The sequence below is a fragment of the Oceanicola sp. 502str15 genome, from assembly GCF_024105635.1.
GTDB lineage: Bacteria > Pseudomonadota > Alphaproteobacteria > Rhodobacterales > Rhodobacteraceae > Vannielia.
Genome location: NZ_WYDQ01000001.1, coordinates 2708766 through 2721930, shown reverse-complemented (window position 1 = coordinate 2721930; position 13165 = coordinate 2708766). Strand labels below are relative to the sequence as shown.

The following is a 13165-nucleotide window of genomic DNA, read 5'->3' as shown; positions in this document are numbered from 1 at the left end:
CCCTACAGGCGCATCACCCGTCGGGGTCGACCTTGCCGCGCATGGCCTTGACCTCGCCGCGCACTTTCTTGGCCTTCAAGCGGCGCTTCTTGGAGCCGAGGGTGGGGCGGGTGGCGATGCGGCGCTTGGGCTTTTCGCAGGCCTTGCGGATCAGCTCGGCCAGCCGCTCGCGGGCGATCTCGCGGTTCTGCGCCTGTGAACGGGTTTCCTGCACCAGCAGCAGCAACTCGCCGCCCTCGGTCCAGCGCCGCCCGGCGAGCCTGCGCAAGCGGGATTTGACCGGCGGCGGCAGGTTGGGCGAATTGGCGGCGGCGAAGCGCAGCTCGACGGCGGTGGCCACCTTGTTGACGTTCTGCCCGCCCGGCCCCTGCGAGGTGGTGAAGACCTCGCTCACTTCCCAATCCTCGATGGTGATCTGCTCGTTTACCTTGATCGGCATCTGTTCTTTCCTGTCAAAAGGGCCGCCCCGGATGTCGGAACGGCCCTATCGAACTTAATGGAGGCGGGGTCGGTTAGACCTCAGCCAAAAGCGACGTTCACGCCGCAGGGGTAGCCCTACGAGCGAACCTCCACTGTTGTCCCGACACCTCTCTCCAATGTAGCTCTCGACACTGGATCACCTCCTTTCAGCTGTTGAAAAACGCAAGTTCAGCGTGAATCAGGAAGGCTCCCCCTGTCAAACTTTTTCTGCACCCGCGAGATTTGCGGTCAGCAGGCGGAAGGGCACCAGAGCGAGGGCCGCGAGCGCCAGCTTCACGCCCCAGTCGGCCACCGCGAGCGACACCCAGAGCGGGGCCGCCGGGCCTTGCCCCAAAAGCGGAATCGCCTCCTGCGCCCAGCCCGGCACGTTGGCCGGCTCGATGCCGTTGAAGGTGGCGGCGAAGGCGATGGAGAAGAAGATCACCGTGTCGACGGTGCTGCCGACCAGGGTGGAGCCCAGCGGCGCTTGCCACCATGCCCGCGCACGCATCCGGTCGAAGACCGCAACGTCCAACAATTGGGCGGAAAGAAAAGCGAGGCCGGAGCCGAGCGCCACGCGGAGCGTGACCAGCGGGCCGAACTCGCCCTGGATCTGCGAGCCGACGAAGGAGCAGGCGACGCCGACGAGGAAGCCGGCGACCACCACCTTGCGGGCGGTGCGCGCGCCGTAGAGGCGGTTCATCGTGTCGGTAACGAGGAAGGCGACGGGGTAGGTGAGCGCGCCCCAGGTCAGCCAATCGCCCAGAAGGTGCTGGACGAGGATGTTGGAAGCCACCACGACGGCGGCCATGGCGAGAACGCCGATGACGAGATTGGTCTTCATGATATGGCCCGTTTTATCAAGGTGGTCGGGGACTTGGCCCCGCACCCTGCGGGACGGCGGGGGAATAGCGCCGCCTAGCCTGCATTGCAAGCCTTCAGTCGGGCAGCAGCACCTCGACGATCTCGCTGCGCTGGTAGCCCTTGAAGTTGTCGTCCGACACCATGACCGCCCGCAGCTGCCCATCGGCGTCGCGCCAGAGCGACAGGCCTTCGAGGTTGCCGTGGGTGAGCGGGTTGGTCTCGTAGAGCACGCGTGCGGGCCAGATGGAGCCGGTCATCTCGTGGCGGGTGATGCGGCTGGAAAAGCCGTAGCCGGTGAAATGGCGCCAGAGCAGGGTCAACCGGCCCCTGTCGTCAAAGTCCGCGCCCACGGGCAGCCACTCGCCCTGCCGCTCCACCGCGCCGACCTTGGCCCATGCGCCCTCGGCGTAGCGATAGACGGGGAAGGGGGTGCTGTAGCTGCCCGAGCGTTCCGGCAGGGTGTAGAGCGCCCCGTCGGGGCTGATCGCGAGGGCTTCGAGCGCCGAGTTGTTCTGCAGCGTCTTGAAGTCGGGGTGGCGGGGCAGCCAGGCCGCTTCGCCGCCCTGCATGATGTCTTCGCCGCGCCAGGTCCAGATGCGGTGATAGCCCTCGAACGATACGTAGAACCGGCCATCGGCCCGTCGGGCCAGCCCCTCGGCATCGCTCTCGTAGCCGTTGACCGCGTGGCCGTCCGGGTCGGTCAGGCGGGAATGGCCGGTGATCTCGACCCCGGTGAGCCTGCCCGCCCCGTTGCGGACGAGCCGCCCCTCGGCCAGCGCGGCGCGGTCGGACAGCGCCCAGAACCGGGTGCCGTCGTCGGAAACCTCGATGCCGGAAAACCCGCCAAAGCGGGTTTCGGCATTGCTGCTGCCGAGGCTCACCGCCGCCACGCGCCCACCCCCTTGCCCCGCCGCGAGGGCGAGACCGGAAAGCAGTGCGAGCGCGGTGAGCGTCAGTCCGAGTTTAGAACGCCGACGCATGAGCGGGGCAGGTCAGCCATGGTGAAATCGCGCGGGTGCCTCTTTTTGGGCGCGGGGGCTTTCTTGGGGGCGGCCTTCACCTTGGGCGGGTTCAGGTAGTCTGTCACCCACCACTGGAGCGTCTCGTCGCAGCCGTCGCCCCCGTTGGAAAGCTCGTTGACCGTGGGCTGCTGGGTCACGCACTCGCGCGAGCCCTTGGGGCACTTGAGGCGGACGTGAAAGTGATAGTGGTGGCCGTAGAGCGGGCGGATCTTCTGCAGCCATTTCTTGTCGCGCCGCTTGGCTCGCTCGCAGAGGTAGATCTTGACCGGGGGCGTCACGAAGATGCGATCCACGGCCGGGTCGCGGGCGGCAAGTTCCAGCACGGCGGCATGGGCCGGGGTCCAATTGCCGTTGACGGTTTTCTGGCTGGAGGCGCGCACCGAGGTGGCCGAGAGGTTTTCGCGCTGGTTGCGTGTCAGGCGGAGGCTGCGGGGCTTGTCCATCCAGATGTCGATATCCAGCCCGACCTGATGGCTGGCATGGCCTGACACCATGGGGCCGCCGCGGGGCTGCGAGATGTCGCCGATGTAGAGGCCGGGCCAGCCGAACTTGCGCACGCCCGACGACAGCCGCTGGATGAATTCGATGGTGTCGGGGTGGCCCCAGTTGCGGTTGCGCGAAAGGCGCATGGCCTGCCATGTCGGCCCGGTTTCGGGCAGCTCGACAAGGCCGGCGGCGCAGCCCTTGGAGTAAAAGCCGATCGACTCGGGGCGCTGCCTCGAACCCTCGGGATGCGAGCCGAAGAGGCGGTTGGCCTTCTGCTGCGCCTCTGCGGGCGCGGGGGCCAGCGCGGGCAGGAGAGCTATGGAAAGGGCGATCAGGGCTGCTCGGATCATCATTGCGTTTCTGCTCCGTCCGGTTTGACCCAGAGTAGCAGAACGAGGCCGATAATGAAGAGGGCGATCAGCGGCGAGACCCCAAGTTGCTGTGATCCGGTGAGCGTGGTGGCCACGCCGATGGAGATGGGGGCGATGAAGGAGGTGGCCTTGCCGGCCAGCGCGTAGAGCCCGAAGGCCTCTGTCATCCGGGCCGGGTTGGCCTGACGGACCATCATGGTGCGCGAGGCCGCCTGAAGCACCCCGCCTGCCGCGCCGATCACCGCGCCGAGGAAGTAGAAGGCGAAGTCGGGCAGCTGGCTCTCGGGGCCGACGGGCAGGAGGAAGACCGACTCGCGGCTGACCGTCACCACCGAAATGGCCACGCCGGTCAGCACGATCACGCAGGTCACGATCACCGGCTTGGGGCCGAATGTGGTATCGGCCCGCCCGCCGAGCCAGGCGAAGACGGCGCCGGTGATGATGGCGAGAATGCCGAAGATGCCGGTTTGCACCACCGACCAGCCGAGCACGCCCGCGGCGTAGATGCCGCCGAAGGTATACATGCCGTTCAGCGCATCGCGGTAGAACATCGACGAGGTCAGATAGGCCAGCAGCGAGGGCGATTGCGGCAAGGTGCGCAGGGTGTTGCCCAGCCCGGAGAGCGCCTTTTTCACCGCGCCGGCAGAGGGCTTCTCGCGGCGCGGATCGCGGACCCAGAGGAAGAAGGGCACCATGAAGATCACGTACCATATCGCGGTGAGCGGCCCCACGGCGCGGGTGCCTTCGCGGGTTTCGGGATCGAGCCCGAAGAGCGGCGAGAACCCGGCCATGGTCTTGCCGGTTGTCGGGCTTTCGGCGAGGAAGACCAGCATGATGACCAGCGCAAACAGCCCACCCACGTAGCCGAAGGCCCAGCCGTTGCCGGAGATGCGGCCGATCTCCTCGCGGGTGCCGAGGTCGGGGAGCATGGAGTTGGTGAAGATCGTGGCAAACTCCATGCCGATCAGGCCGATGGCGAAGAGGATGAGCGTGCGGGTCAGGTCGAAGTCGGTCGGCTCGGCCCACCAGAGGCCGTAGGCGCCGAGGACGTAGAGCACCGAGAAGCCCCAGATCCAGCGTACCCGCCGCCCCGAGGTGTCGGCCATGGCCCCGAGGATCGGCGCCAGAATGGCAATCACGATGCCCGCTGCGCCCACGCCGAAGCCCCAGGCCGCCTGGGCCTGGCTGCCGTCTTCCAGCACCGAGCCGACGTAGGGCGCGAAGATGAAGGTGAGCAACAGGGTGTTGTAGGGCTGGGAGGCCCAATCGAAGAAGAACCAGCCCCAGATGCGCTTTTTCGCCGATATTTCTGCCATGTGCCTGCCCCCTGCTCGGCATCATAGAGCATTGAAGCGGGGCGCGGTGCAACTGCGCATTGCGGGCGGCGCGGCGCTTGAATAGTGTTGCGAAAAACCGAGCAGAGTGGCCGATGTTTCGTCCGATTAACCTAATCATCCTTGCCGTCCTCATCGCGGGGAGCCTTCTGGTTGCCCGGGAGGCGATGCGTCGTGGCGGCCCGGCCGACGTGAGCGGCGCGGTGGGCGAGCAGGTGGTGATTGGGCGCACCTACCGCGTGGATCAGGGCTTTGTGTCGCGCACCGGGCAGGCGCCGGGCGTGGCCTTCACCGTGATCCTGCCCAAGCGGCCCGAGCAGACCCATACCATCGGCGTAGAAGAGCTGCCCGAGGGCGGCGTGGTGCAGTTCAACTTCCGGGCCATCGACGAGACCTTCCTTGAAAGCCTGTTCATGGCGCCGATCCGTATTCCGCTTGCGGACATGGACGAGCGCCTTGCCGCCATCGGCCCCAAGCTCGCCGAGCAGGGGCCCGCGCTGCTGGGCCGGAAATTCGAGGATGTCACCGCCGAGCCGGTTCGCGAGGTGCGGGTGGGCGCGGGCGAGGGCTACCGGGCGATGGAGCTGCGCGGCACCTACCTCGATCCGCGCGACGAGGCACGCTACAGCTATCGCTTCATCGCGCTGCCCGACCCGGAGCGCGCCGAAAGCCTTTATGCCGTAAGCCATATCAACCAGGCGCATCTGGCGATCGAGGGCGGCGACTTTGGCCCCAGCCTGACCGGCAAGGCGCTGTCGACCCTGCGACTCACCGCTCCGCCGGTGCGCGAGAGTGCGCAGGAGCAGGGCGGTGCGGGGTCGGAGTAGGGGCTTCCCCTCTTGGGGCGGGACTGCGTAGAGTGGGTGCAGCCCTTTTCAAAGACGGATGCCTTTTCATGCCGCGCTTCACTGCCATTCTGACGGCCCTCACGCTCTCCCTCACCCTTGCCAGCCCGCTTGCGGCGCAATCGCAGAGCGCGGTGCAGGCCGAGGAGCTTGCCGGGTTCAAGCTGAACCTGCGGGCGTCGCAGGATGTGGTGGCGGGCGAGACCTTCAAGGCGGATGCCGACTACCTGACCAAGCACGGCAAGCCCGAGGCCGCGCCCTTTGCCGTGGTGGTGCCGCTGTCGGGCGATGGCAGCTACCAGAGCCGGGTGGTGGAAACGCCGCAGGTGGGGCTGGTGAAGTTCGTGTTCTCGACCGAGGCGGGCGGGCTGATCGAGGCGGTGACGTTCAGCGAGCTGACCCTGCCGATGTCAGACGATGAAGAGCCCCGGCTGAACTACCTGATGGAGATCATGAGCGCCCTCATCGTGCCCGGGCTGATCGACGGCAAGGCCGAGGCCAGCCGCAGCAACACCCGCAAGGTCGAGGTGGGAGGGCATACGGCGGTGGAGATCTTCGGCACCTATGCCCACCCCGATTTCGGCAAGATGCACTGGCGGCTTGTGGGCCTGCCCAACCCCGAGGTCGAGGCGGGCGTGGTGGCGCTGGCGCAGATCTCGGAGGAGGCGGTGCCGATCACCTCGCCCGATGATTTTCCGTCTTCGCTGAGCGGGCGGGTGCTGGAGAGCTTCAGCTTCGAGTGAAGCCCTCCGCCGGGTTCAGAGCGCCTCGAGCGCCAGCGCAATGCCCTGGCCGCCGCCGATGCACATGGTCACAAGCGCACGTTTTCCGCCTGTTCTTTCAAGCTCGTAGAGCGCCTTGATGGTGATGATCGCGCCGGTTGCCCCGACCGGGTGACCAAGGGCAATCGCGCCGCCGTTGGGGTTGACCTTTGCCCCATCCAACCCGAGCCCGCGATTGACGGCGATGGCCTGCGCGGCGAAGGCCTCGTTGCTTTCGATCACGTCGAAATCATCGACCGAAAGCCCGGTGCGCGCGCAGAGCGCTTGCACGGCGGGGACCGGGCCGATGCCCATGACATGGGGCGAAACGCCTGCGTGGGCATAGCCGATGACGCGGGCGCGGGGCTTCAGGCCGGCCTTTTCGGCGGCTTCGGCGCGGGCCATCACCAGCGCGGCGGCGCCATCGTTGATTCCGCTCGCGTTGCCTGCCGTCACCGTGCCGTCTTTCTGGAAGGCGGGGCGCAGGCCGGCGAGCTTTTCGGCGGAGGTGGCCTTGGGGTGCTCGTCGGTGGCGAAGGGGACCATCTCGCGCTTCACGCGGATCTCGACCGGAACGATCTGGCTCTGGAAGCGGCCCTCGGCAATCGCTGCGGCGGCCCGGTTCTGGCTTTCGAGCGCGAAATTGTCCTGATCGGCGCGGCTGACCTGATGTTCGGCGGCGACATTTTCGGCCGTGATGCCCATGTGGCCGGTGCCGAAGGGACAGTTGAGCGCGCCGAGCATCATGTCCAGGGACTTGATATCGCCCATCTTCTGACCCCAGCGGGCTTCCGGCATGATGTAGGGCGAGCGGCTCATGCTTTCGGCGCCGCCGGCGATGGCAAAGTCGGCATCGCCAAGGGCAAGCGCCTGCGTGGCCGAGACGATGGCCTGCGCGCCGGAGCCGCAGAGGCGGTTGACGTTCATCGCCGGGGTGCTCTCGGGGATGCCAGCGTCGATCGCGGCGACGCGGGAGAGATACATGTCGCGCGGTTCGGTGTTGATGACATGGCCGTAGACGACATGGCCGATCTGGCCCGGCTCGACGCCGGAGCGGGCCATGGCCTCGCGGGCCACGGCGGCGCCGAGGGCGGTGGGGGCGGTGGCGGAGAGCGCCCCGCCGAAGGTGCCGATGGCGGTGCGCGCGCCGTCGAGAATCACGATATCGTCCATGGGGGCCTCCTCTGCCGTTGAGGTAAGTGTAGCTCCGGGGGCGGGGCGGGCAACCGGGGCGGGGCGCGCCAGGGGTTGAGGGCCGCAACGTCAGATGGTTGAGTTCGCCCGAAGCCTCCCCGGAAAGGAATCCCCATGCCTGTCAGCGCCGTCATCTTCGACATCGGCAATGTGCTCATCGAGTGGAACCCCGAGCGGTTCTATGATGCCGAGATCGGGCGGGAGCGGCGGGAGCGGCTGTTTGCCGAGGTCGACCTGCACGGGATGAACGACCGCGTGGACCGGGGCGAGACCTTTCGCGACATGGTGATGGAGACGGCGGCGGCCAACCCCGACTGGCGCGGTGAGATCACGCTTTGGCACGACCGCTGGATCGAGATGGCGCAGCCTGCCATCGACCATTCGGTGCGCCTGCTCAGGGCGCTCCGGGCGGGCGGTGTGCCCGTCTTCGCTCTGTCGAACTTCGGTATCCAGAGCTTCGAGCTGGGCGAGAGCCACTACCCGTTTCTGGCCGAGTTCGACCGGCGCTATATTTCCGGCCATATGAAGATGGCCAAGCCCGACCCCGAGATTTACGCCGCCGTCGAGGACGACTGCGGCGTGGCACCGGGCGAGCTGCTGTTTGCAGACGACCGGTCCGACAACATTGCCATGGCCAAATCGCGCGGCTGGCAGACCCATCTGTTCGAGGGGCCGGAGGGGTTGGCGAAAAGGCTCGTGACCGAGGGCCTGCTCACCGAGGACAACGCAAGATGACCACACCGAAGTTTATAACTTATGAACAGGGCGAAGCCGCGCTGGACTGGATCGCCCTGACCGACGCGCTGGCCGCGGGCCACGCGCTGCCCCGGGCCGAGATCGAAGACAGCTTTCTTTACCGTCGCGACGACACGCTTCTGAGCCGGGCGGCATGGATCGACGGGCTGGGCTCGCTGGTGAAGACGGCGACGATCTTTCCGGGCAATGCGGCGGCGGGCAAGCCTGCGGTGAACGGCGCGGTGACGCTGTTTTCCGACCGCACCGGCGAGGCGGAGGCCTTCGTGGACTTTCACCTCGTGACCAAGTGGAAGACGGCGGGCGACAGCCTGCTAGCGGCCCGCCGGCTGGCGCGGCCCGAGAGCCGCAACATCCTGATCCTCGGGGCGGGCACGGTGGCGGGCACGCTGATCGAGGCCTATGGGGCGGCCTTTTCGGGGGCGAAGTTCACGCTGTGGAACCGCACAAAAGCGCGGGCCGAGGCGCTTGCGGAAAAGACCGGCGCCGCGGTGGCGGAGGATCTGGCCGAGGCGGTTGCGGCGGCCGATATCATCGCCACGGCGACGATGAGCACGGAGCCGGTGCTGAAGGGCGAGTGGCTGCAACCGGGCCAGCATATCGACCTGATCGGGGCCTATCGGCCCGACATGCGCGAGGCGGATGACGCGGTGCTGACACGGGCGCGGCTGTTTGTGGATTCCCGCGCCACCACGGTGGGGCATATCGGGGAGCTGAAGGATCCGCTGGCGCGGGGGGTGATCGGTGAGGGCGATATCGTGGCGGATTACTACCAGCTCGACGCCGTGCGCCGGGAGAGCGCGGAGGAGATCACCGTGGCCAAGAACGGCGGCGGGGCGCATCTGGACCTGATGACCGCCCGGCATATTCTCGACCGGGTCGGGGCGTGACGCCCGGGCTCTGGATCGCCGCGGCGCTGGCCGCCGTACTTGTTGGGCCGCCCTTGTTTGCATGGCTCATGTGCCGCCCGCGACAGGCGGCGCGGCAGGGGCTGGCCGGGCGGATGCTGCGGCTGGCCGACGGGCGCACCCATGTGACAAAGGACGGGCTGAAGGGTCGCCGGGTGGCGGTGCTGGTGCACGGGCTGACCACCCCGGCCTGGGTGTTCGACGCCATTGCCGCCGGGTTGGTGGTGCAGGGCTGGCAGGTGGTGCGCCATGACCTGTGGGGGCGGGGCGGATCGGACACGCCGGGCGGGGCGCAGAACCGAGCCCTGTTCACCCGCCAGCTTGCCGGGGTGATCGAGGCCGAGGCCGGGGGCAAGCCGGTGCTGCTGGTGGGCTACTCGATGGGCGCGGCGATTGCGGCGGCCTTTGCAGAGGCCAACCCGGCGCAGGTGCGCGGCCTTGCCATGCTGGCCCCCGCCGGGCTGGGCCACCGGATGGACGGGTTCACCCGCTTCTGCACGGCAACCCCGGTGCTGGGCGACTGGCTCTGGGCCACCTTCTCGGGGATCGGGCTGCGGGCGGCGGCGCGTAAGGCGGCGCGGCAGGGGCCCTCATCGGTGGAGAACATCACGGCGCGGCTGGCGCTGGAGAGCCGGACGCGGGGCTATCGGCGGGCGGTGCTTTCGTCGCTGCGGCACATGCTGGCGGAGGATATGCGGCCCACGCTGAAGGCGCTGGAGGCGCGGGGGCTGCCGATGCTGGCGGTCTGGGGTGGCGAGGACGGGCTGATTGCCGGGGCCGCTTCGAAGAAGCTGGCGCGGATTGCGCCGGGGGCCGAGCAGGTGACGGTGGAGGCGGCGGGCCACGGGCTGCCGCACACCCATCCGCGCGAGGTGCTCAAGGCGCTTTCGGGCTTTACGCCAAGGCTTTAGCGGTAGTCGGGCCGGCACGCCCCGGACTTGGGCGCGAGGGCGCAGGCGCGGGTGTAGAGCGCATCGGCCCGGGCCTGGCTGCGGGCGGTGCCCGGCGCGCCGTCACGGTAGATGTTGCCCTCCATGAAGCAGCCCCATGCGGCGCCGTTGGCGCAGGCGTCGGTGTAGGTCTGGATCTGGCAGCGCGGCGCGGTGGCGCGGGCGGGGCGGGTGCCGGGGCGCCAGCTTCCGTTGCGGGCGGTGGCCGCCGCGTTGACGCAGGCGTTGGCGTTGCCGAGCGCGCAGGCGCGGGCATATAGCGGGTAGGCGAACTGGCTTTCCTCCTCCAGCGGCGCGGCGGTTTGCATCGCGTTGGCGAGGTTGAAGCAGGAGGACTGGTCGCCCTTCAGGCACCGATCGAGGCAGGCGTTGGGCTTGCGGGCGCAGCTCTTGTCGGTGCGGTAGCGGGTGGTGCTGCGCCGGTAGAGCGCGCCGGGGCATTGCTTGAGAGTGCTCACCAGCGCCGGATCCTTGGCGATGCGCAGCAACACGGTGCGCATCGGCTGGGGCTGGGCCCGGGCCCATGAGAGGGTGTCGTTCGCGGTGGCGGAGAGCGGGCTGAGAAGCAGGAGGGCGGCGGCGAGCAGGGTGCGGATCAAGCGGCAAGTCCTTGTGGCGGCGTGCGGTTTTCGCGGATCGGGAGATGCACGAGCGCCGAGAAGGCCCCCACGCCGACACCGATCCACCAGACCATCGTATAGTCGCCATAGATGTCATACATCCGCCCGCCGAGCCAGACCCCCATGAAGCTGCCGAGCTGGTGGCTGAAGAAGACGATGCCGTAGAGCGTGCCCATGTAGCGCAGCCCGTAGATGTGCGCGACGAGGCCCGAGGTGAGCGGCACGGTGGCCAGCCAGAGCGAGCCCATCAGCACCGAGAAGATCAGCACCGTGGCGGGGGTGATCGGAAACAGGATGAAGGCCCCGGCGATGATGGTGCGGGCGGTGTAGATCCCCGCGAGCAGGTATTTCTTGGTGTAGCGCTTGCCGGCCCAGCCCGCCGCGAGGGTGCCGGCGATATTTGCCAGCCCGATCAGCGAGATGGCGATGGCCCCGAGGGCGGAGGTGGTGGAAATGCCGAGGCCCGCGAGCATGCCGCCGGCCTGAATGGGAGAGCACATCTCGGCCACCAGCGCGGGGAAGTGGGCGGTGACGAAGGCGAGCTGGTAGCCGCAGGAAAAGAAGCCGAGGAAGATCAGGGTGAAGGAGGGGTCCTTGGCGGCGCGGATGAGCACCTGGCCGATGGATTCCTCAAGCTCGGCGCGGCTGGCCTGCTGGGGCGAGCGCATCATCGGCAGCACCGCGAGCACGGCGAGGATTGCGACGGCGAAGACGAGGAAGACAGATTGCCATGTCATGAAGCCCAGCATCCACTCGGCCAGCGGCGCCCCGAAGACCTGCCCGGCGGAGCCGGCGGCGGTGGCGATGGCGAGCGACATGGAGCGGTTCTCGTCCGAGGAGGCGCGGCCCACCACCGCGAGGATGACCCCGAAGCCGGTGCCCGCGACGCCGAAGCCGACAAGGATTTCAAGCAGCTGGTGCTGAAGCGGCGAGACGGCGACGGAGGAGAGGACGAGGCCGATGGCATAGAGCACGGCGCCCATGATGATGGCCTTGCGATCCCCGATCTTCTCGGCGATCGCGCCGAAGATCGGCTGGCCGATGCCCCATGCGAGGTTCTGGATGGCGATGGCGAGGGAGAACTCGGCGCGGGGCCAGTTGAACTCCTGCGCGATGGGGATCTGGAACACCCCGAAGCTCGCCCGGATGGCGAAGCCGACGAGGATGACGAGGCAACCGCCGATCAGGACCGGGGTGAGGAGAGGGGTGCGAGTGTCCATAACATGTTATTTGACCAAGTCATGGAACAGGTCAAATCGCATTTCGTGATGGTCAGGATCACAGGTGGTGGGTTTCACCCGTCCTGAAGCCGGGTTACAGGACAGCATGAGCGCGACGCTGCCCGAAATTTACGATGCCCGCGTAGGCGAAGGCACCTTGAAGGACGACCCGGCACAGAGGGACGCCTTGCCCGCGTTCGAGCGGGTGCGGGCCGCGCTGGAGGCACGACCGGCGCCGAAAGCCGGGTTGCGCGGCCTGTTCGGCGGAAAGGCTGCACCCGAGCCGGTGAAGGGCCTCTACCTTTGGGGCGGAGTGGGTCGGGGCAAGTCCATGTTGATGGATTTGTTCTACGAAACCGTTAACAGCCCGAAAAAGCGCCGGGTGCACTTTCATGCCTTCATGCAGGAGATCCACGGCGCGCTGCACGAGGTGCGCAAGACCGGGGTGGATGATGCCATTCGCCCGGTGGCCGAGGATGTGGCGGAGAAGGTGGAGCTGCTGTGTTTCGACGAGATGCAGATCACCGATATCACCGATGCGATGATCGTGGGGCGGCTGTTCGAGCAGCTCTTTGCGGCGGGGGTGGCGGTTGTGACCACCTCGAACCGGCCGCCGAAGGATCTGTACAAGGACGGGCTGAACCGGCAGCTTTTCGTGCCCTTCATCGAGCTGCTGGAGAGCCGCATGGAGGTGCGCGAACTGGCTGCCGACACCGACTATCGCCAGCACCGGCTGGCGGGAAATCCGGTTTACTTCTCGCCACTTGGGCCCGAGGCGCGGCGGCAGATGGATGCGGTGTGGAATGACCTCGCCGGCCCCGATGCGGCGCCTTTGACGCTTGTGGTGAAGAGCCGCGAGGTGGAGCTGCCGCGCTTTTCCAACGGGGTCGGGCGGGCCAGTTTTTACGAGCTGTGCGGCAAGCCGCTTGGGCCGGCGGACTACCTTGCGATTGCCGAGGCGGCGCGGGTCTTGATGGTGGATGACATTCCCTGTCTGGGGCGGTCGAACTTCAACGAGGCGAAGCGGTTCGTGACCCTGATCGACGCGCTCTACGAAGGGCGCGTGCGGCTGATCTGCTCGGCGGCGGACCAGCCGGAAAGCCTTTACCTGGAAGGGGAAGGCACCTTTGAATTCGAGCGCACGGCGAGCCGGTTGCGCGAGATGCAGGACGCGGAGTGGGGGCGTTCGGCGGGGTAACGAAGGGCCGTTAACCGCAGAAATGTCACAGGCACAATGCGTGCACCGGGCGTACACAGCCTGTGCATACATTTTTTGACATGGTCGGCATTAATCTACGGACCGCGCGGTGGGGGACATGAAAAACCCCGCCGGGTGGGGCGGGGTTTTGGGTGTTTGGAGGTCCTCGGGTCAGGCCCG

General features: G+C 67.5%; 14 protein-coding genes. 6 read left to right on the top strand and 8 right to left on the bottom strand.

Going from position 1 to position 13165, the window contains the following annotated elements:
* Positions 1-13 precede the first annotated feature (13 nt).
* The 5 genes from arfB to GTH22_RS13220 form a co-directional block, all read right to left on the bottom strand.
* Entirely contained in the window at positions 14-439 is a 426-nt protein-coding gene (gene arfB / locus GTH22_RS13240) for an alternative ribosome rescue aminoacyl-tRNA hydrolase ArfB (protein WP_252945787.1), read from the bottom strand.
* Positions 440-676: 237 nt separating this feature from the next.
* On the bottom strand, positions 677-1303 hold the full coding sequence (locus tag GTH22_RS13235) for a queuosine precursor transporter (protein WP_252945784.1): 627 nt from the start codon (positions 1301-1303) through the stop codon (positions 677-679).
* Positions 1304-1397: 94 nt separating this feature from the next.
* A complete protein-coding gene (locus GTH22_RS13230) occupies positions 1398-2303 on the bottom strand; it encodes an esterase-like activity of phytase family protein (protein ID WP_252945783.1) in 906 nt (301 codons plus the stop codon).
* Complete coding sequence (mepA, locus tag GTH22_RS13225) at positions 2276-3181, bottom strand: penicillin-insensitive murein endopeptidase (protein ID WP_252945782.1); 906 nt, start codon at positions 3179-3181, stop codon at positions 2276-2278. Before mepA ends, GTH22_RS13230 begins: the two co-directional genes overlap by 28 nt.
* A complete protein-coding gene (locus tag GTH22_RS13220; RefSeq protein ID WP_252945781.1) occupies positions 3181-4518 on the bottom strand; it encodes an MFS transporter in 1338 nt (445 codons plus the stop codon). Before GTH22_RS13220 ends, mepA begins: the two co-directional genes overlap by 1 nt.
* Positions 4519-4631: 113 nt before the next feature.
* On the opposite strand from GTH22_RS13220, the gene GTH22_RS13215 reads away from it, so the two are divergent.
* Positions 4632-5363 carry a hypothetical protein gene (locus tag GTH22_RS13215; RefSeq protein ID WP_252945779.1) on the top strand — a complete coding sequence of 244 codons (732 nt, stop codon included), beginning with the start codon at positions 4632-4634 and terminating at the stop codon, positions 5361-5363.
* 68 nt (positions 5364-5431) lie between these two features.
* Positions 5432-6124, top strand: coding sequence for a hypothetical protein (locus tag GTH22_RS13210; RefSeq protein ID WP_252945778.1), 693 nt, complete (start codon positions 5432-5434; stop codon positions 6122-6124).
* A gap of 15 nt (positions 6125-6139) precedes the next feature.
* Here GTH22_RS13210 and GTH22_RS13205 read toward each other — a convergent pair whose 3' ends face one another.
* Positions 6140-7315, bottom strand: coding sequence for an acetyl-CoA C-acyltransferase family protein (locus GTH22_RS13205; RefSeq protein WP_252945776.1), 1176 nt, complete (start codon positions 7313-7315; stop codon positions 6140-6142).
* 135 nt (positions 7316-7450) lie between these two features.
* Between GTH22_RS13205 and GTH22_RS13200 the strand changes: the two genes are divergently transcribed.
* From GTH22_RS13200 to GTH22_RS13190, 3 genes are read left to right on the top strand one after another with little or no spacing between them, the layout of a single operon-like run.
* Entirely contained in the window at positions 7451-8071 is a 621-nt protein-coding gene (locus GTH22_RS13200; RefSeq protein ID WP_252945775.1) for an HAD family phosphatase, read from the top strand.
* Positions 8068-8979: an ornithine cyclodeaminase family protein gene (locus GTH22_RS13195; protein WP_252945774.1), complete on the top strand. Its 912-nt coding sequence runs from the start codon at positions 8068-8070 to the stop codon at positions 8977-8979. Before GTH22_RS13200 ends, GTH22_RS13195 begins: the two co-directional genes overlap by 4 nt.
* Complete coding sequence (locus GTH22_RS13190) at positions 8976-9908, top strand: alpha/beta fold hydrolase (protein WP_252945773.1); 933 nt, start codon at positions 8976-8978, stop codon at positions 9906-9908. Before GTH22_RS13195 ends, GTH22_RS13190 begins: the two co-directional genes overlap by 4 nt.
* On the opposite strand, the gene GTH22_RS13185 is transcribed toward GTH22_RS13190, so the two are convergent.
* A complete protein-coding gene (locus GTH22_RS13185; RefSeq protein ID WP_252945772.1) occupies positions 9905-10546 on the bottom strand; it encodes a hypothetical protein in 642 nt (213 codons plus the stop codon). The two genes, GTH22_RS13190 and GTH22_RS13185, sit on opposite strands and share 4 nt — an antisense overlap.
* Entirely contained in the window at positions 10543-11787 is a 1245-nt protein-coding gene (locus GTH22_RS13180) for an MFS transporter (RefSeq protein WP_252945770.1), read from the bottom strand. The genes GTH22_RS13185 and GTH22_RS13180 overlap by 4 nt, the downstream gene beginning before the upstream one ends.
* Before the next feature lie 106 nt (positions 11788-11893).
* Between GTH22_RS13180 and zapE the strand changes: the two genes are divergently transcribed.
* Positions 11894-12985 carry a cell division protein ZapE gene (zapE, locus tag GTH22_RS13175; RefSeq protein WP_252945769.1) on the top strand — a complete coding sequence of 364 codons (1092 nt, stop codon included), beginning with the start codon at positions 11894-11896 and terminating at the stop codon, positions 12983-12985.
* The last annotated feature ends 180 nt before the right edge of the window (positions 12986-13165 follow it).

Excerpts from the sequence above, each read along its gene's own strand:
- arfB (WP_252945787.1), bottom strand. The coding sequence starts at position 439 with ATGCCGATCAAGGTAAACGAGCAGATCACCATCGAGGATTGGGAAGTG.
- GTH22_RS13235 (WP_252945784.1), bottom strand. The coding sequence starts at position 1,303 with ATGAAGACCAATCTCGTCATCGGCGTTCTCGCCATGGCCGCCGTCGTG.
- GTH22_RS13230 (WP_252945783.1), bottom strand. The coding sequence starts at position 2,303 with ATGCGTCGGCGTTCTAAACTCGGACTGACGCTCACCGCGCTCGCACTG.
- mepA (WP_252945782.1), bottom strand. The coding sequence starts at position 3,181 with ATGATCCGAGCAGCCCTGATCGCCCTTTCCATAGCTCTCCTGCCCGCG.
- GTH22_RS13220 (WP_252945781.1), bottom strand. The coding sequence starts at position 4,518 with ATGGCAGAAATATCGGCGAAAAAGCGCATCTGGGGCTGGTTCTTCTTC.
- GTH22_RS13215 (WP_252945779.1), top strand. The coding sequence starts at position 4,632 with ATGTTTCGTCCGATTAACCTAATCATCCTTGCCGTCCTCATCGCGGGG.
- GTH22_RS13210 (WP_252945778.1), top strand. The coding sequence starts at position 5,432 with ATGCCGCGCTTCACTGCCATTCTGACGGCCCTCACGCTCTCCCTCACC.
- GTH22_RS13205 (WP_252945776.1), bottom strand. The coding sequence starts at position 7,315 with ATGGACGATATCGTGATTCTCGACGGCGCGCGCACCGCCATCGGCACC.
- GTH22_RS13200 (WP_252945775.1), top strand. The coding sequence starts at position 7,451 with ATGCCTGTCAGCGCCGTCATCTTCGACATCGGCAATGTGCTCATCGAG.
- GTH22_RS13195 (WP_252945774.1), top strand. The coding sequence starts at position 8,068 with ATGACCACACCGAAGTTTATAACTTATGAACAGGGCGAAGCCGCGCTG.
- GTH22_RS13180 (WP_252945770.1), bottom strand. The coding sequence starts at position 11,787 with ATGGACACTCGCACCCCTCTCCTCACCCCGGTCCTGATCGGCGGTTGC.
- zapE (WP_252945769.1), top strand. The coding sequence starts at position 11,894 with ATGAGCGCGACGCTGCCCGAAATTTACGATGCCCGCGTAGGCGAAGGC.